The following is a 17859-nucleotide window of genomic DNA, read 5'->3' as shown; positions in this document are numbered from 1 at the left end:
ATATATGTCAGGCATTAAAAATATTTCAGCACTCGTAAAAGGAATGACTCCCAAATTAAATGAAGGTACTTATGTGTTTTCAAGTGTAAAAGATGCAACTGCAATTCCTAGAGCATCTATTTTATGTGAGTTCAAAGAAGCTGAAGGAACAACAATCATTATAGATAAAAATAAAGCAGATACATTAAACCTCAGCTATGAATATGAAGCAGCATGGATTACATTAACTATTCATTCCTCATTAGAAGCGGTAGGATTAACTGCGCTGTTTGCAAATGAATTAGCAAAACACAATATTAGTTGTAATGTGATTGCCGCCTATTATCATGATCATATTTTTGTAGCCGTGAAAGATGCTGAAAGCGCAATGGAAGCACTAACCAATTTGGCACAGAATTATACTGATTAGTCTACCGTAGGTATAAAAATCACATTCGGTGGTCTATATTTTACAGACCAAGCAGTCTGTTCTGTGAATACAAGCCTAGTCAGGAGCAGTAAATAATGCTGTTCATCGGTAAAATACATACTGAAAACTGCACTATTCTAAAACGCAATAATTATTAGAAATCAAAAAACCGACTAACTAGTCGGTTTTTGTGTTTTTAGCGTAAGCGGTAGATGATATTAATATCCTACTTTATTTCGTACGCGTCCGAGTACTTCATTCGCAATTTTACGCGCTTTTTCTGCACCAATTTCCAATGCTCTATCAATTTCTTCTGTATGACTCATATAATATTCAAACTTCTCGCGAGCCTCGCCAAATTTTTCTACAATCAGTTCGTATAAAGCTTGCTTTGCGTGGCCATACCCATAATTTCCATTTAGATAATTGGCACGCATTTCTGCAATTTGATCTTCATTAGCCAAGATTTTATACAAGGCAAACACATTATCTGTATCAGGATTTTTTGGATCCTCCATGGGCGTACTATCCGTTTGGATTCCCATAATTTGCTTGCGCAATTTTTTATCAGTCTGAAAAAGGTTGATTAAATTTCCTTTACTCTTACTCATTTTAACGCCATCTGTCCCCGGAACATACATGGTTTCTTCCTGAATCTTGCCTTCTGGCAAAACAAAGGTTTCTCCCATTTGAGCATGAAAACGAGAAGCAACATCCCGTGTCATTTCTATATGCTGTAATTGATCTTTTCCTACAGGAACAATATTAGCATCATACAACAAGATATCTGCCGCCATAAGCATAGGATAAGAAAACAAACCTGCATTTACATCCTCTAAGCGATCTGATTTATCTTTAAACGAATGTGCTAAAGTCAAGCGTTGATACGGAAAGAAACAACTTAAATACCAAGAAAGTTCTGCTGTTTGCGGAATTGCACTTTGTTTGTAAAATACTGTTTTAGAAATATCCAAACCAAAAGCAAGCCAAGTTGCTGCAACAGCATAAGTGTTATACCTTAATTCCTCCCCATTTTTAATCTGAGTAAGAGAATGCATATCCGCGATAAATAGAAAAGATTCATTCTTAGGATCATTTGCCATCTCTATTGCTGGCATAATTGCACCTAAAATATTTCCTAAATGTGGAGTTCCTGTACTTTGTATTCCTGTTAAAATCCGAGCCATTTCCTATAAAAAATTATCATGCAAAGATAAAACAAATAGTATAACCTTCTAAAATTGTTACTTTTGAATTTATGATTTCATTTTTGCAAAAAATAGGAAGTGTACTATACCAAATTTGGTTCTACATTTTAGTCGCAATACCTATCCTTATGTTTTTACCCCTATTGGTTGTATTATCAGCTTCAGAAAAATGGTATCCACAGTTTTTCTGGGTAGCGCGAAACATTTGGGCTAATTTCATTCTTTATGGAATGTGTTGTATTCCAATAATAAAAAGGGAAGAAAAACTTGTAAAAGGAAAAAGCTATATGCTTGTTGCCAACCACACGAGTATGTTAGACATTATGATGATGCTTAAGGCCAGTCCTAACCCGTTCGTATTTGTTGGAAAAAAAGAACTCGTTAAGATTCCATTATTCGGATTTTTCTACAAACGTGTTTGCATTTTGGTAGATCGCGGAGACACCAAAAGTAGAACAGCAGTATACCGAAGAGCTCAAAAAAGATTGAACCAAGGGCTAAGCATTTGTATATTTCCAGAAGGCGGTGTACCAGACGAGCACATTGTTCTGGATAGTTTTAAAGACGGTGCTTTTAAAATGGCGATAGCACATAAAATTCCTGTAGTGCCCATGACTTTTTATAACAACAAAGCGCGTTTGCCTTTTACGATAACCAAAGGCAGACCGGGAGTTAGTAGGGTAAAGGTGCATCACTTTTTCAATACCGAAAATCTAGACGAAGCCCACAAAGCAAGTCTTCGGGAAGAAGTTAGGGCTATTATTTTAAGTGAATTAACAATTTCTGCTAACAAATAAAATGAACAACAAGTTTTTCCTTTGCTTCCTAATACTTTTAGGGATAAAACTCCAAGCACAAAATAACAAGCCAGAAATTGTCTTAATAGAATGTATTTACACTAATTATTCTGATGGCGGTATTGCATTGAAACAATTAATTTCAAATTTTGAAAATCAGCTACTGGAAGAAAAAGTACTCGCAGACTCTAGTGGGTCTAGCTATAGGAGGATTATTAAACAAATGGCGAATGACACTTTTCTCTCTAACCATTTTTTTTCGAATTTTTCTGATGAATGGGAAAAAGTCGGAAACTCTTTTGACAGACTAAACAAGAACTGCCGTAATACTATTCTAAAAGAAAATTCACTACCTTTTGAATTAAAAGTTAGCGACTTAATCACAAAAAAAAACATACAAAGCTCATCTGATATTGCCCAGATAATGCTGCAGGTCTTTTCAGATAAAGATTTAGAATTAGAGTATATTAAATTAAACCTATATCTTTTTATGGCAACAGCTGCCACCACTAATACTAATGGATCAGATAAGCTATTACCTCCTATTTATGATGCGGAGAAGGCATTTAAAATAGCCATAAATAGCGACAATGAAATTTTTATTTCTAAGCACCTGGTTTCAATAAGTCAACTAAGCGAGTTATTGAGAACTTATGTAGTAAAAAACACCTCAAATTCTACCATTCTCCTTAATTACAATAAGAACACAACTTATGGAGATTACATGAAATTACAACAAGTTATTCTAAGCAATATAGAGGCGATAAAACATGAATACGCTTTAGAAACTTATAGTCTCAACTATGAAGCATTAAGCATTGATGAAAAAGATAAAGTAGATACAATGTATCCACTACATGTTATTGCAATAGAAATTAAATAACGTTTCTAAAATCTAAAGCTCACCCCACTATATACTCCAAGTGAAAACGGCTGAAAATTACCTGCAGAATTTGAAAAAGTATTTAATTGATATTTAAAAACGGGTTCTACATTGAATAGAAGTTTCTGAGTAAGTTTATAATTAAACCCGAACCCAAAATTGGTACTGAAGTTTATCGCGTTAACATTATTTGCCTCTCCTACTTCTGTCGTTTGATCTCCAGAATTTAAGAAGACATCATTATTCAATAAAAATAACGAGCTTACCCCGCCAATAACATCAATTCCGAAACGTTTGTCCAACAAAGCATAATTAAGCTCTAACGGCACCTCTAAATACCCAAACTGCTGTGATAAGTCGCCATTTAAGTTAGCCGACTTCGCCGTCACATCATTTGCAATAGCTGCTCCCTTTGTATCGAGACTTAACTCACTCTGAACTACAATATTTTTAGATGTTGGTTTATAATCAATATTTGCAATTTGCACGGTTGCTGCTCCATTTACAGACGAACTAAATTCTATTTGATTGGTGTTATACCCATAATCTACTTTATGGATTCCTGTACGTACTTTCAATTTTCTAGAAACTTCATAAGCTACGGCTATTCCGTAACTTAAGTTTACATTTCCTGTTTTTGTATTAGAAACAAATGCAGAATGTATAGGAGAACCTTCGCCCATTCCATTAAAATACACTGGAGCAATACTAGGGCTCACAGACCATTTATTTGTATTATCTTCTGCAATAAGTTCTTCTTTATCTTCTATTTCATCAAAAATTGATTTCTTCTTGCCTTCCTTTTTATCTAACTGATCTTCTTCTACGTTAACCGCAAGTTCCGTTGTGTTTCCGTTATTTTTTAATGCGCTCCCAGAACCATCATTATCTTTAAGTGGTTTTTTATTCTGATGAATAGGATTATTAGCCGATCCCTCTAAGTTTTTACTCCCGGGCTCTGAACCCTTCTTAGTATTTGAAACTAATTCTGAAGACTGTATGGTAGTAGGCTTTGTGCTTTTTCCTTGTTTCTTAGCTTCTGCAAGCTTTGTTTTAGAAGAATTTAAAGATGCTGTTTTTGTACTTGTTGCACTATTCTCATTGGTAGCGGCACTGTTTGAGCTATTAATTTCATCAACAACATAAGAAGGTGCTGTGTTAAAATTATTTTGTTCTTGCGCATTGGCATCAAAAACTTCTTCCGTATTTGCATGAGAAGATTCTACTGTATTTTCGTGCTTAGATTTTTCTATAACCTCCTTAGAATGTTCTTGAACAGGATGCTCCACATCTGTAACAGAAGGGTGTGCTTCTATATCCTTAGAAAACGGATTTATAAGAAACAACAAAATGACCAATGCAGCAGCTACGCCGCCTAATTGCCACCACCATATCGGAATTATTTTTCGTGATTTCTTTTTGTCTAAAGATTGTTCAATAGCCGTCCAGACTTTTTCGTCTGGCACTTCATCAAAATCTCTGAACTGTTCACGAAACAATTCATCTAAATTCTTTTTACTCATTTTATACTTATTATCTTCCTAATTAGCATCACACTAAAACAAGAGTATCATAAAAAAACTTCTCGTTTAATATCTGCTTCTATTTTATCCTTTAAAATCATTCTAGCTCGCGCTAAATTAGATTTTGAGGTACCCAATGAAGTACCAAGTAATTCACTTATTTCTGCGTGAGAATATCCATCTAATACATATAGATTAAAAGTTAGTCTATATTTATTAGGCAATTCTTGTATGTATTGCAGTAAGCTAGATAAGCTTATCTCTGAATAGTTAGATTCTACGACTATTTCTTCTTCAATGTTGTCATGCACAAGACTAAGGTTAGTCTCTTTCCTATATTTCTGTAAAATTGTATTGACGGTAACTCGCTTTATCCACCCTTCAAAAGACCCCTTAAATTTAAATTGGTCTATTTTTTTAAAAATAGTCATAAAGCTATCATGCAAATTATCCTCTGCCTCCGTTTTATTGCGAGAATACTTAAGACAAACCCCAAACAATACCCGAGAATAATCTCGGTATAATTGCTCTTGGGCTTTTCTATTGCCTTTTTTGCAGTTGTTTATGAGTTCTTCTAGACTCAAAATTGAGTGGTGTGTTAAAGGTTGATAATTTTATTGCTATTCGTTCACTGGCACTTCTATTTCTAAATACTCTGCTTCCCCATTTTCATTTTCTCCTGTGTAAAATTTAAAAAGGTACGTATCTGAATATAAAACAATAAAATTAAACGAAGTTTCTACTTCCTCCAAAACTTCATTACAATCGTCAGAATCAATTAACATAGACCCTATGGCCGCTACATTTCTTATAGTCGTATCTTCTTTGACAATATCAAAACCTTCAAAAAAAGCACAGTCTGATCCTCTCAGGTATTTAACTTTTATCTCATAGGTTTCATTCAAATCAAAAGATTCTGGTAGCTCAACACTTTCTATCGGAAACGCTACAAAACGAAAATTTTCAGTATCTTCTAAGTTACACCCAGCGAGACTTAGCAGTAATAACAACATCATGGAGAGGGACAATAGGTTCCGCATAACTTAATTTTTTTATTAAGATGATCCAGATAGCCAATGGTTGCGTTTAAAAAAAGAAAATCCCGATTTTTACATCGGGATTTTTAATTTAACTTTTTACAGTTTTTATGGCTTCTCTAATTTTTGCATCGAGTTCCTCTTGCAATTCAGGATTATCTAGCAGTAGGTTTTTAACTGCATCGCGCCCTTGTCCTAGTTTGGTATCACCATAACTAAACCATGAACCACTCTTCTTTATAATTTCATACTCTACTCCTAAATCAATAACCTCACCGACCTTAGAAATACCTTCACCGTACATAATATCAAACTCTGTTTGACGGAATGGTGGTGCTACTTTATTCTTCACCACTTTTACTCTGGTTTTGTTCCCTTGAACATTACCATCCGTATCTTTTATTTGTGTAGATCTTCTAATGTCTAAACGTACAGATGCATAAAATTTTAATGCGTTACCACCTGTCGTTGTTTCAGGGTTCCCGAACATTACCCCAATTTTTTCACGCAACTGGTTGATAAAAATTACCGTACATTTTGTTTTACTAATTGAACCGGTAAGTTTACGTAAGGCTTGAGACATTAAACGTGCATGAAGACCCATTTTAGAATCTCCCATTTCGCCTTCAATCTCACTTTTTGGTGTTAATGCTGCAACTGAATCGATAACGACAATATCAATAGCACCAGAACGAATTAAATTATCGGCAATTTCTAAACCTTGCTCCCCGTTATCTGGTTGTGAAATAATTAAATTATCTATATCTACCCCTAATTTTGCTGCATAAAAACGATCAAAAGCATGCTCTGCATCAATAAATGCAGCAATACCTCCATTTTTTTGAGCTTCAGCAATAGCGTGTAATGTTAAGGTTGTTTTACCTGATGATTCTGGTCCATATATCTCAACAACTCTTCCTCTAGGATATCCTCCAACGCCTAAAGCCACATCTAATCCTAAAGATCCAGATGGAATTACTTCAACGTCTTGAGCAACACTATCCCCCATTTTCATAACAGCACCTTTACCGTATGTCTTGTCAAGTTTATCTAGTGTAAGTTTTAATGCCTTTAATTTTGCTTCTTTTTCCGAACTCATTTTTTTTGTATTATAGAAAGCTAAATTACCAATTCTTTTCGCATATAACAATTTGAGAAGCAACCTTTTTAGAAATGAAGGTTTGTAGCATTAGCCAACCCATTAGCATGCCCTATTACTTTATTCTCATGGAACGTGATGATCACTACATTTCCAATAAATTTCTATAAAAAAAATTTACTTCAAGTGATTTAAATATAGTCTTTGAAAAAACTTCAGGGGTTTTAAGAAGAGCTATTTCTTTTTTTGGAAGGGAATCATTTGCAACAAGTTGGCCCTATTTTTTGGTCACCCTTAACAAAACAGTTAAATTTGCCATCTTTAAAATAAATCTTTAACTCATAAAATTAGTATAGCATGCAACTGTACAATACGTTGAGCGCAAAAGAAAGAGAAGCTCTTATCGAAGAAGCTGGTAAAGAACGACTTACAATCTCTTTCTATCAATATGCGCATATTAAAAATCCAGAACTCTTTAGAAACCACCTGTTCATCGCTTGGAATGAATTGGATGTTTTAGGCAGAATTTATGTTGCTTTTGAAGGCATAAACGCACAATTATCCGTTCCGGCAGAAAATTTTGAAGCTTTTAAAAATCATTTAGACAGCATTAGCTTTTTAGAAAATGTGAGACTAAACGTTGCTATTGAGCAAGACAATAAATCGTTCCTAAAATTAAAAGTTAAGGTACGTGATAAAATTGTTGCCGATGGTCTTGATGATAATTTGTTTGACGTGACCAAAAAAGGGATTCATGTTGATGCTGAAAAGTTTAATGAGCTTATTGAAGATCCAGATACAGTTTTGGTAGATATGCGAAACCACTACGAAAGTGAAATTGGCCATTTTAAAAATGCCATTACTCCCGATGTGGATACTTTTAGAGACTCTTTAGATATTATTGAGAATGACTTAAAAGATCATAAAGAAGATAAAAAACTAGTGATGTATTGCACTGGAGGGATCCGCTGTGAAAAAGCGAGCGCTTACTACAAGCATAAAGGCTTTAAACAAGTGTACCAATTAGAAGGCGGAATTATTGAATACACAAGACAAGTACAAAACAAAAATTTAGAGAATAAATTTAAAGGCAAGAACTTTGTTTTTGATCATAGACGAGGCGAACGTATTACAGATGATATCATTGCAAACTGCCACCAATGTGGTAAACCTTGTGATAATCATGTGAATTGTGCAAACGAAGCTTGTCATTTATTGTTCATTCAATGTGAAGAATGCGCAACTACCATGAATCAATGTTGTTCTACTGAGTGCAAAGACATCCATGAATTACCTTTTGAAGAGCAAAAAGCGCTGCGTAAAGGTAAAACGGTAAGTAATAAAATATTTAAAAAAGGACGATCTGAAGTTTTAAAATATAAAAAATAAGAGTAAAGATTACTTTAGTACTAGAAGTACCCTATTTTAAAAACCTCATCATCAATATGCTGAGGTTTTTTCTTTCAAATTTGAGCACTACTTAAATTATATTCTTAGTCTCCTTTTTTAAAATTTTCGTCACATCGAAAAATCACTATCTTTACGGTTATTAAATTTTAGTATGAATCCTTTTTCTTGTAGACTACTAGTCATCAAGAAACCAATATAAAAAATATGGGTTGTAGCAGTTGTTCAACTGGTAAAGACGGACAACCAAAAGGCTGTAAGAATAACGGAACTTGCGGAACTGATGGTTGTAATAAACTTACAGTTTTTGATTGGCTCTCAAATATGTCACTTCCAAATGGAGAAAAACCATTTGATTGCATAGAGGTCCGATTTAAAAATAGCAGAAAAGAATTTTTTAGAAATTCAGAAAATTTATCCCTTTCAATTGGTGATATTGTAGCTACTCAAGCGCAATCTGGCCATGACATTGGTATGGTTACTTTGACAGGAGAACTTGTAAAAGTTCAAATGAGAAAGAAAAATGAAGACCATACCAACAAAGAGCTTCCAAAAGTTTACCGAAAAGCGTCTCAAAAAGACATAGATATTTGGCAAAAATGTAGAGATCGTGAGGCCGAAATTCAGAAAAAATCTAGAGAATTAGCGATTGCCTTAAACCTTCAAATGAAACTTTCTGACGTAGAGTTTCAGGGAGACGGTTCTAAAGCTACGTTCTATTATACGGCAGAAGAGCGAGTAGATTTTCGCCAGCTGATAAAAGATATGGCAAAATCTTTCGGAATACGAATAGAAATGCGCCAAATAGGGTACCGCCAAGAAGCACAACGTTTAGGGGGTATAGGTTCTTGCGGTCGTGAACTTTGTTGTTCTACTTGGCTTACGGATTTTAGATCTGTAAGTACTTCTGCAGCACGTTACCAACAATTATCATTAAACCCGCAAAAATTAGCAGGGCAATGTGGTAAACTTAAATGTTGCCTGAACTACGAATTAGATATTTATTTAGATGCACTGAAAGATTTTCCAGCTTCAGACACCAAAATCATGACAGAAAAAGGATTAGCCTTATGTCAGAAAGTAGATATTTTTAAAGCTACACTGTGGTTCTGTTATAAAGATGATTGGGCAAATTGGCATGCATTATCAAAAGAGCATGTAAATGAAATGCTTGAGAAAAATAAACGCAACGAAAAGGTTTCTAGTCTTGAGGAGTACGCTATAGAGCCATCTGAAGAAAAAGAGCAGGAAAAAGTTTTTGAAAACGTTGTTGGTCAAGATAGTTTAACACGTTTTGATAAGCCTAAACAGTCTAAAAATAACCGGAATAAGAAAAGGAGTCCAAATAAAAAACCGCAGCAAAATGCAGGTAATTCTGCGACTCCGGATGCTAAACAAAATAAACCAGCGAATAACCCCAACCAAAAAGCAAAACCAAATAGGAGAAAACCAAGGCCCCAAAAATCTGCAAATGCAGAAGGTAAAGCAGAGGGTAAACCTAACACGCAAAAAAATCAGAATCCAGAGGGTACCGCTCAAAAAAGAAACAACAATAAGCGAAGAACTAACAATAAAAAAAGACCTACTGACAATGACAATGGCTAAGTATTTGTTTTGTTTTTTATCAATTGTACTTTTTGTTTCGTGTGATTCTAGTATCGTAAAATCTGAGTACAAAACAACTCCACAGGGTAGTTGGGACAAAGATGATGTTAAAGAATTTCAGATTGCTGAATTGGACACAACACAACATTATGATATTTTTATTAACCTGCGGAACGATGAAAAGTATGCATACAGCAATATTTACATCATTGCAGAGTTACACTATCCTGACGGTGCTTCTGTTAAAGACACCTTGGAATATGACATGACTATGCCAGACGGCCAGTGGTTAGGCAAAGGCTCTGGAAGCATCAAAGAAAGTAAGCTTTGGTATAAAGAAAACGTCGTTTTACCCACAAAGGGCGTATATAATTTAAAAATTGCGCACGCCATGAGAAAAAATGGTCGTGTAGAAGGAATCATGGATTTAGAAGGCATTACAGATGTCGGGTATCAAATTGAAAAACACAATTAATTAAGGAATGGCAGCGGCTCCCAAAAAAAAACAAAAGAACAATTTTTTTAAATTCATAAAATGGTTTTGGATTCTATTCATCACAGGACTCCTAGCTATAGTTTTAATATTTCTAGCGGCTTCATGGAACTGGTTTGGAGAACTCCCCACTTTTGAACGTTTAGAAAATCCACAAACAAACCTGGCGACAGAAATTATTTCTTCTGATGGAGAAACATTAGGTAAATATTATTTAGACGATAACCGTACGCCCATACCTTTTGAAGATTTGCCTAAAAACCTTGTAGATGCGTTAGTCGCTACAGAAGATGCACGTTATTTTGAACATTCTGGAGTTGATGCGCGTGGAACCATCCGTGCCTTTGCTTATTTAGGTTCCAAAGGTGGTGCAAGTACCATTTCTCAACAGTTAGCAAAACAGTTATTTACGGGTACGGCATCTCGTGGGTGGAAACGTTACACGCAAAAAATTAAAGAATGGGTTATTGCTACGCGTTTAGAGCGGCAATACACTAAGGAAGAAATTATAGCGATGTACTTTAATATCTATGATTTTGGTAACAATGCTGATGGGATTCGTTCTGCATCAAAAATATACTTTAGTAAAGAACCTAAAGATTTGAATGTAGCAGAATCTGCCATGCTGGTAGGAATGTTTAAAAATTCCTCTTTATACAACCCTAGACCTAAACGTAATCCTGTAGGAACTAAAAACAGACGTGATGTTGTATTAGCTCAAATGGCTAAATATGAGTTCATCAGTGAAAAAACAAAAGACTCATTACAAAAATTATCATTAGGCTTGCGCTATTCTCCGGAATCACATCGTGATGGTTTGGCGACTTATTTTAGAATGCATTTACAGAGTTTTTTAAATGATTGGATCTCTAAAAACCCTAAGCCAGCACTAGAAGGAGAAAGAGATAAATGGAATATTTATTTAGACGGATTAAAGGTATATACCACTATTGATTCAAGAATGCAACAGAATGCAGAAGATGCTGTTGAAGAGCATATGAAAAGGTTACAGGCAGAATTTTTTAATCAAAACACCCCTGAACGCAATAAGACAGCACCCTTTCTAGACATAAACACAAGTCAGATTAACAGTATTATGGAACGCGGTATGAAAGGTTCTGACCGTTGGAGAAAAATGAAAAGTAATGGGAAATCTGAAAAAGAAATAAGAGCATCTTTTAAAGAACCTACACCCATGGTAGTTTTTGATTGGAATAGTGTGGGTAATGAAAAGGATACTATTATGACTCCTTTAGACTCTATCCGCTATTACAAATCGTTTTTACGAACTGCAATGATGTCTATGGAACCACAAACAGGACATGTAAAAGCATGGGTTGGTGATTTAAATTATAAGCATTTTCAATATGATAATGTAATTCAAGGAGCACGCCAAGCAGGGTCTACATTTAAGCCTTTTGTATATGCTGCCGCCATTGATCAATTACGTCTATCGCCTTGCGAAACTTTATACGATGATGAATATTGTATTGAGGCTGGTAAGCATGGCAACCAAGAAGCATGGTGCCCTAAGAACTCTGATGGTAAGTATACTTTAAAAAATATGAGTCTTAAAACGGCTTTGGCAGGATCTGTAAATACTGTTACTGCGCAATTGATGGACAAAGTAGGACCAAAACCTGTAGCGGCTATGGCAAAGAACATGGGAATTACCAGAGATATACCTGAAGTACCTTCCATTGCTTTAGGTACCGCAGAGGTTAATGTCTATGAAATGGTAGGTGCTTTCGGGACCTTTGCCAATGAAGGTGTCTATGTAAAACCAGTTCTTGTTACCAGAATTGAAGATAAAAACGGAACCGTTCTTTATGAGTATGTACCAGAAACTAGAGACGTCATGAGTAAAGATGTTGCCTATGCTATGGTAGATTTGATGCAGGGGGTTGTACAATCTGGTTCTGGAGGAAGATTAAGACACAGCTACGCAAAAAATAATGCTGTTTACAAAGAAGTAGTTACAGGCTATCCATATAACCTAACCAATCCTATAGCCGGTAAAACAGGAACCACACAAAAAAACAGTGATGGATGGTTTATGGGAATGGTACCCAACTTAGTCACTGGCGTTTGGGTTGGTGGCGAGGAACGCGCTACTCACTTTAATAGAACGGCCTATGGGCAAGGCGCTACTATGGCACTTCCTATTTGGGGACTGTATATGGTTAAAAATTATGCCAATAAAGAATTAGATATTTCAGATGGTAATTTTAAAAAACCCGCTGGTATGTCTATAGAATTAGACTGTTCTAAGTTTCAAGAAGATAAAAAGGATGATACAAATCCTGAAGAAGATGATTTGGATGATTTAGATTTTTAATCCCAAATACAACACCTCAAAATGCCCTTAGCTTTTTCCTAAAAAGCTAAGGGCATTTTTTATTTAAAAAATAGTAATTTAGAGGCAACTCAATTTATATTAAAATGATAAAGAAAACTGTTTCTAATGTTCATGAAGCCTTAAAAGGTGTAGAAGATAAAATGACTTTTATGCTAGGCGGCTTTGGATTATGCGGAATACCGGAGAATGCTATTGCAGAATTGGTGTCTTTAGAAGTAAAAGATATTACTTGCATTTCTAATAATGCTGGCGTAGATGATTTTGGTTTAGGCTTACTATTACAAAAGCATCAAGTAAAAAAAATGATCTCGTCTTACGTAGGTGAGAACGATGAATTTGAACGGCAAATGTTAAGTGGCGAACTAGATGTAGAATTAACGCCACAGGGAACTTTAGCAGAGAAATGTAGAGCTGCACAATCTGGTTTCCCTGCTTTTTATACTCCAGCGGGTTATGGTACTGAAGTTGCTGAAGGAAAAGAAACACGAGAATTTAATGGAAAAATGTATGTTTTAGAAGAAGCTTATAAGGCCGACTTTTCTTTTGTAAAAGCGTGGAAAGGAGATGAAGCAGGAAATTTGATTTTTAAAGGTACTGCCCGTAATTTTAACCCTGTAATGTGCGGTGCTGCAAAAATTACAGTGGCAGAAGTTGAAGAGCTTGTTCCTGCCGGGGAATTAAACCCAAATGAAATACATGTGCCAGGGATCTTTGTTCAGCGTATTTTTCAAGGAAAAGACTATGAAAAAAGAATTGAACAACGTACGGTAAGGAAAAAGAATTAATTCATTTTCAAATTTTCAAATTAAAGAAATGTTAGATAAAACAGGTATAGCGAAACGTATCGCAAAAGAAGTAAAAGACGGATATTATGTAAACTTAGGGATTGGCATTCCTACCTTAGTTGCTAATTATGTTCGAGAAGATATAAGTGTAGAGTTCCAAAGTGAGAATGGTGTTTTAGGTATGGGACCTTTTCCTTTTGAAGGAGAAGAGGATGCAGACATCATCAATGCAGGCAAACAAACTATTACAACCCTGCCAGGAGCATCATTTTTTGACTCTGCTACGAGTTTTGGTATGATTCGGGGGCAACATGTAGACTTAACCATTTTAGGCGCTATGGAGGTCTCTGAAGAGGGAGATATTGCAAATTGGAAGATTCCGGGCAAGATGGTGAAAGGAATGGGCGGTGCCATGGATCTTGTGGCCTCTGCAGAAAATATTATTGTTGCCATGATGCACACCAATAGAGCAGGAGAATCTAAGCTTTTAAAAAGATGTAGTCTCCCCTTAACAGGAGTAGGATGTGTTAAAAAAATTGTAACCAACCTTGCCGTCTTAGAAGTTACTGAAAATGGATTTAAACTTTTAGAACGCGCTCCAGGAGTTCATGTAGAAGAAATTATAAGGGCTACGGAAGGCTCTTTAATCATTGAAGGCGATGTTCCTGAAATGATCATTTAAATTAAGCTCCCATTGAAAAAACAACGATAGCCAACATTTATTTATAATTTCACAACAATAATATTTCAAATTCTAATGTTTTTTATTAGATTTACGGAACAACAATTATAAACCCCAAGTTTATATAATTAACAACCCTATTCATACTATGGAAGCACAAATAAGTCACTCCTCTTCTCAAGAAGAAATTCAGGTTTACAGAAACAATTTTATTAGCGGAATTATCGTATTGGTTAAAAAACTTTTTATGGTATAAACCCCTAATTAAAATTAAAAAAAGAGCAACTAGTGAGTTGCTCTTTTTTTTTGCCTTAAACTTAAGATACAAGATACTCCCATATATTCCAAAATACAATTTTTAAGCCTTTTAAGCTCCTTTTCCTCTTGAGAGGAACAATTCACTAGTTGGTATTAAAAAATGCCTTTAGAGAACCGTAAATAAATGTGATAAAAAAGAACGCTATACAGATTATTGGCGCCACTAAAAAAACGCGATAAAAACCATTCAAATTCTAATCTCTCGCCGTTTAACGAATAAATGGGTACTTGAAAGATAGTATACAATGTGTTACTTCGGTACACCTGATTAATACCCATTTCAACCATTATAGTTTATTAAAGCGCTGAATAATACAACCTTGTCGTATTGTTAATTTATAATTTGGGGATTATGAGGAATATTTTACTCGTTAAAGAAATTTATTTTGAAGCTTTTAGGAATTTGGGGAACTTTCTAATAAAAAACTACATGCAAGTGTATGCTTGGTGTTGTTTTGCCTTAATCGGTATATCAATTTTTGCACTTATTTTTAGAGTGTCTACCGGTTTTGCGTTTCAATAAAAATTTCGACAAAAATTAACCCCTACTGCGAAAGCAATAGGGGTTTTTTAATACTCAAAAATAAAAATTCTTTATGCTTACTTAAATTTTATAGTTTTCATAATAGCCTCTAACTCAAACATATTATCTCTTTTTTGAGATGCTGGAGCAAAAGTAAATCCTTCTACGATTAACTTTCTTTTATTTTCTTTATCGTTAATGATGTACAACAAGTACGGACCACCCATTGGATAATCACTCATTTCCCAAAGGCCTCTAACCTCTACTGCTTTTTTCCCGCCAATCTCAGCTGGATACACATGCGGTGCAAATATTTTTTCTGAGACCATATGATTTTTCTTGCCCGCAATATCTTCTCCAGGAATATATACACTCCCGATAGAATCGCGCATTCTAAGAATATCTGTTACCAAGGTAGAATCGTTTTTAAAATAATCTTCTGGCATTGTATACATAATCACATTCATAGTCCCTTTAGGCACTTGACGATCATACCACACAAAATTATCTTCTTGTCTCCCTACTTTATAAGCAGATGGAATATTTAAGCTCACCTTAAAGTTTTTTGCTAGAATGGTGTCCTTATTTAAAGAGCGTTTAAAGCGTTTTTGAGCTTCAGAAATTTCCAAACCTCTAAAGGCTTTAATAATTTCATCTGCTTTACCATCGATCTCTTTTTTAATATCTTGAACATTCTTACCTGAAATTACACCAACTTTTTGTGGTTTGGCATAAACATCTGATTTAATTAATGCCTTGTTGGTACTGTCTCTGGTAACATACAATACAGATCTAGAATGCTGAATACTTCCAGTAAAGACAGACGGTGGCATATAATTAATAGTAAACAATGGTTCTTCTAAAGTTAGACCTACAACTGGTGCTGCAAAATGCTCCCGAACTTTATCCCCTACCTCACCTTGCCATAAGTCATTATCCATAACCACAGCTAATGAATTTATAGCACCAATAGATTCCGGTAAATATTTGACACTCTTATCATCCTTACAGGAGACTAGTAGGAGTGCAATGGCAAAAAAGCTTACTATATTTTTCATAGAAATGTAATTCGTTAGGGTTGACAATCACATAGCACAAGTTTCGTGCCTAACTTTAAGTTGTTTCCACTAATTCCATTCCATTTTTTTAAATTATCCACAGAAATGCCAGGATACTTTTTAGATATTGTCCAGAGGGAGTCGCCTGATTTTACATTATGTATTTTGGTACTAGCCGCAATTGCTCGTTTTGTACTGGTATTAGCGTTAGATTTAGTACTCTTACTGGCTACACTAACAGGCTTTTTAGAATGAATAGTTAAACGCTGTCCAATTTTTAAATTATTACTTCTTAAATTGTTCCACCTTTTAATATCACTTACGCGCACCCCATAACGCTCAGCAATTTTCCCTAAGAAATCTCCACTGCGCACTTTATACCGAATCTGGTTTTTTGTTTCAACCAATTGTGGCAATGCCTTCTCCTGAATTTTTAACTCTTCTTCTACATGTGCATAAATAGCTTCTTCATTAGCTACAAACCTACCAATTGCATCTATAGGCAAGCGAAGTGTATAGTCTTCTGTATCTATAAACGGAATGATATTTAATTTATAAGAAGGGTTTAAAACCTCTAATTCTTCGATAGAGACATTTACCAATTCAGAAATTTGCTGAAATGTAATCAATCGTTTTACATGAATGGTATCCGTTTGGAAATAAGGACGCTCCGCATTTTTAGGTTTTAATCCATGTTCATCAGCATATTCAAATAAATACATGGTTGCCAAAAAAGCCGGAACATACCCAGCCGTTTCGCGTGGCAAGTTATTCCTAATGTTCCAATAGTTTGTATGACCGCCAGATCTTCTTATGGCTTTATTTACATTTCCTGGTCCTGAATTATACGCTGCTAATGCAAGATCCCAGTCGTCATAAATATCATGTAATTTTAATAGGTACGCACAAGCTGCTTTGGTCGCTTTTATAGGATCACTACGATCATCAACATAACTACTTACATCAAGATCATACATTTTCCCTGTAGGGTACATAAATTGCCACAATCCTGTTGCACCAACTCTAGATCTAGCTCTAGGGTTTAAGGCCGACTCTACAATCGCCAAATATTTTAATTCTAATGGGATATTATAGCTCGCTAATTCTTGCTCAAACATTGGAAAATAAAACTGACTAAGCGTAAGCATACGTTCCATTAAACCTCTTTTTCTTTTTAAGAAAGACTGAATAACACTTTCCAAAGAAGGATTGTATTCAACATTAAAAGGGGTTTTCTGGTTTAATTTTTCTAAACGGAGCTTAAGTGTTTCCGTATCTACGGAGGCTAAAAAGTTCTCATCAACCTCTAAAGTTGAAACCTCTTCGTACATTTCATCAAAAAGTGAAGCACTATCCGATAATTCTTTAAGCCAAAGGCTGTCATATTTAGCCGATTGTGGATGATCTTCTAGATTATATTTATCATCCTTTTTTACAATAAAATTAGGATGTTCAATAGTACCATTTGGCGCTACTTGAACGATATTGTTCTTTGTGTTTTTCAGAACTTTTACTGTAGTATCTAAAGGAATATCTTTAGCTTCAATAATTCTGATAGTATTCTCCTTTGGTGTAGTCTGTGCATACATACCTGTACTACACACAACTACAGAAAAAAGGGTTAGTATTTTACTGTGTTTATACATCATAAAAAGACCTTTGTTAGAAAGCAA

Annotated in this window: 17 protein-coding genes; 10 read left to right on the top strand and 7 right to left on the bottom strand. The window is 35.0% G+C overall.

Going from position 1 to position 17859, the window contains the following annotated elements:
- Positions 1–4 precede the first annotated feature (4 nt).
- Complete coding sequence (locus tag GQR94_RS08425; RefSeq protein WP_158975076.1) at positions 5–409, top strand: ACT domain-containing protein; 405 nt, start codon at positions 5–7, stop codon at positions 407–409.
- A 218-nt stretch (positions 410–627) separates the two neighbouring features.
- Here the strand turns inward: GQR94_RS08425 and trpS are convergent, their stop codons facing one another.
- Positions 628–1596 carry a tryptophan--tRNA ligase gene (gene trpS, locus GQR94_RS08420; protein ID WP_158975075.1) on the bottom strand — a complete coding sequence of 323 codons (969 nt, stop codon included), beginning with the start codon at positions 1594–1596 and terminating at the stop codon, positions 628–630.
- A 71-nt stretch (positions 1597–1667) separates the two neighbouring features.
- Here trpS and GQR94_RS08415 point away from each other — a divergent pair, with 71 nt between their 5' ends.
- Together GQR94_RS08415 and GQR94_RS08410 are read left to right on the top strand one after the other, a co-directional pair.
- Positions 1668–2414, top strand: coding sequence for a 1-acyl-sn-glycerol-3-phosphate acyltransferase (locus GQR94_RS08415; protein ID WP_158975074.1), 747 nt, complete (start codon positions 1668–1670; stop codon positions 2412–2414).
- A 1-nt stretch (position 2415) separates the two neighbouring features.
- On the top strand, positions 2416–3297 hold the full coding sequence (locus GQR94_RS08410) for a biopolymer transporter ExbD (protein ID WP_158975073.1): 882 nt from the start codon (positions 2416–2418) through the stop codon (positions 3295–3297).
- Positions 3298–3302: 5 nt separating this feature from the next.
- Here the strand turns inward: GQR94_RS08410 and GQR94_RS08405 are convergent, their stop codons facing one another.
- The 4 genes from GQR94_RS08405 to recA all read right to left on the bottom strand — a co-directional run bounded on the left by GQR94_RS08405 (position 3303) and on the right by recA (position 6956).
- Entirely contained in the window at positions 3303–4820 is a 1518-nt protein-coding gene (locus tag GQR94_RS08405; RefSeq protein WP_158975072.1) for an outer membrane beta-barrel protein, read from the bottom strand.
- A 47-nt stretch (positions 4821–4867) separates the two neighbouring features.
- Positions 4868–5404, bottom strand: coding sequence for an RNA polymerase sigma factor (locus GQR94_RS08400; protein ID WP_158975071.1), 537 nt, complete (start codon positions 5402–5404; stop codon positions 4868–4870).
- Positions 5405–5440: 36 nt separating this feature from the next.
- Positions 5441–5860, bottom strand: coding sequence for a hypothetical protein (locus tag GQR94_RS08395; protein WP_158975070.1), 420 nt, complete (start codon positions 5858–5860; stop codon positions 5441–5443).
- 88 nt (positions 5861–5948) lie between these two features.
- Entirely contained in the window at positions 5949–6956 is a 1008-nt protein-coding gene (gene recA / locus GQR94_RS08390; protein ID WP_158975069.1) for a recombinase RecA, read from the bottom strand.
- 357 nt (positions 6957–7313) lie between these two features.
- Here recA and GQR94_RS08385 point away from each other — a divergent pair, with 357 nt between their 5' ends.
- The 7 genes from GQR94_RS08385 (at position 7314) to GQR94_RS22935 (ending at position 15128) form a co-directional block, all read left to right on the top strand.
- A complete protein-coding gene (locus tag GQR94_RS08385) occupies positions 7314–8345 on the top strand; it encodes a rhodanese-related sulfurtransferase (protein ID WP_158975068.1) in 1032 nt (343 codons plus the stop codon).
- A gap of 225 nt (positions 8346–8570) precedes the next feature.
- On the top strand, positions 8571–9968 hold the full coding sequence (ricT, locus tag GQR94_RS08380) for a regulatory iron-sulfur-containing complex subunit RicT (RefSeq protein ID WP_158975067.1): 1398 nt from the start codon (positions 8571–8573) through the stop codon (positions 9966–9968).
- Positions 9961–10443, top strand: a complete 483-nt coding sequence (locus GQR94_RS08375) for a gliding motility lipoprotein GldH (protein WP_370458284.1) — start codon at positions 9961–9963, stop codon at positions 10441–10443. Before ricT ends, GQR94_RS08375 begins: the two co-directional genes overlap by 8 nt.
- 7 nt (positions 10444–10450) lie before the next feature.
- Positions 10451–12799 (top strand): penicillin-binding protein 1A, encoded by a 2349-nt coding sequence (locus GQR94_RS08370; RefSeq protein ID WP_158975065.1) that lies wholly within the window; start codon positions 10451–10453, stop codon positions 12797–12799.
- A gap of 104 nt (positions 12800–12903) precedes the next feature.
- Entirely contained in the window at positions 12904–13605 is a 702-nt protein-coding gene (locus GQR94_RS08365) for a CoA transferase subunit A (protein WP_158975064.1), read from the top strand.
- A 28-nt stretch (positions 13606–13633) separates the two neighbouring features.
- Entirely contained in the window at positions 13634–14287 is a 654-nt protein-coding gene (locus GQR94_RS08360) for a 3-oxoacid CoA-transferase subunit B (protein ID WP_158975063.1), read from the top strand.
- Between the two features lie 670 nt (positions 14288–14957).
- A complete protein-coding gene (locus GQR94_RS22935) occupies positions 14958–15128 on the top strand; it encodes a DUF6747 family protein (protein ID WP_370458283.1) in 171 nt (56 codons plus the stop codon).
- Between the two features lie 77 nt (positions 15129–15205).
- On the opposite strand, the gene GQR94_RS08355 is transcribed toward GQR94_RS22935, so the two are convergent.
- Positions 15206–16186 (bottom strand): DUF4837 family protein, encoded by a 981-nt coding sequence (locus GQR94_RS08355; protein ID WP_158975062.1) that lies wholly within the window; start codon positions 16184–16186, stop codon positions 15206–15208.
- Between the two features lie 14 nt (positions 16187–16200).
- The gene (locus tag GQR94_RS08350) at positions 16201–17835 is read right to left on the bottom strand and encodes a LysM peptidoglycan-binding domain-containing protein (protein ID WP_158975061.1); all 1635 of its coding nucleotides are present in this window, start codon (positions 17833–17835) and stop codon (positions 16201–16203) included.
- Between the last annotated feature and the right edge of the window lie 24 nt (positions 17836–17859).

Origin of the sequence: Cellulophaga sp. L1A9, assembly GCF_009797025.1 — a bacterium.
Lineage (GTDB): Bacteria > Bacteroidota > Bacteroidia > Flavobacteriales > Flavobacteriaceae > Cellulophaga.
This window is presented reverse-complemented; position numbering and strand designations above follow the sequence as displayed.

What these genes read in the sequence shown, in the direction of transcription:
- GQR94_RS08425 (WP_158975076.1), top strand. Translation starts at nt 5, where the DNA reads ATGTCAGGCATTAAAAATATTTCAGCACTCGTAAAAGGAATGACTCCC.
- GQR94_RS08350 (WP_158975061.1), bottom strand. Translation starts at nt 17,835, where the DNA reads ATGATGTATAAACACAGTAAAATACTAACCCTTTTTTCTGTAGTTGTG.
- GQR94_RS08370 (WP_158975065.1), top strand. Translation starts at nt 10,451, where the DNA reads ATGGCAGCGGCTCCCAAAAAAAAACAAAAGAACAATTTTTTTAAATTC.
- GQR94_RS08365 (WP_158975064.1), top strand. Translation starts at nt 12,904, where the DNA reads ATGATAAAGAAAACTGTTTCTAATGTTCATGAAGCCTTAAAAGGTGTA.
- GQR94_RS08405 (WP_158975072.1), bottom strand. Translation starts at nt 4,820, where the DNA reads ATGAGTAAAAAGAATTTAGATGAATTGTTTCGTGAACAGTTCAGAGAT.
- GQR94_RS08360 (WP_158975063.1), top strand. Translation starts at nt 13,634, where the DNA reads ATGTTAGATAAAACAGGTATAGCGAAACGTATCGCAAAAGAAGTAAAA.
- ricT (WP_158975067.1), top strand. Translation starts at nt 8,571, where the DNA reads ATGGGTTGTAGCAGTTGTTCAACTGGTAAAGACGGACAACCAAAAGGC.
- GQR94_RS08385 (WP_158975068.1), top strand. Translation starts at nt 7,314, where the DNA reads ATGCAACTGTACAATACGTTGAGCGCAAAAGAAAGAGAAGCTCTTATC.
- recA (WP_158975069.1), bottom strand. Translation starts at nt 6,956, where the DNA reads ATGAGTTCGGAAAAAGAAGCAAAATTAAAGGCATTAAAACTTACACTA.
- GQR94_RS08395 (WP_158975070.1), bottom strand. Translation starts at nt 5,860, where the DNA reads ATGCGGAACCTATTGTCCCTCTCCATGATGTTGTTATTACTGCTAAGT.
- GQR94_RS08355 (WP_158975062.1), bottom strand. Translation starts at nt 16,186, where the DNA reads ATGAAAAATATAGTAAGCTTTTTTGCCATTGCACTCCTACTAGTCTCC.
- GQR94_RS08415 (WP_158975074.1), top strand. Translation starts at nt 1,668, where the DNA reads ATGATTTCATTTTTGCAAAAAATAGGAAGTGTACTATACCAAATTTGG.
- GQR94_RS08410 (WP_158975073.1), top strand. Translation starts at nt 2,416, where the DNA reads ATGAACAACAAGTTTTTCCTTTGCTTCCTAATACTTTTAGGGATAAAA.
- GQR94_RS08375 (WP_370458284.1), top strand. Translation starts at nt 9,961, where the DNA reads ATGGCTAAGTATTTGTTTTGTTTTTTATCAATTGTACTTTTTGTTTCG.
- trpS (WP_158975075.1), bottom strand. Translation starts at nt 1,596, where the DNA reads ATGGCTCGGATTTTAACAGGAATACAAAGTACAGGAACTCCACATTTA.
- GQR94_RS22935 (WP_370458283.1), top strand. Translation starts at nt 14,958, where the DNA reads ATGAGGAATATTTTACTCGTTAAAGAAATTTATTTTGAAGCTTTTAGG.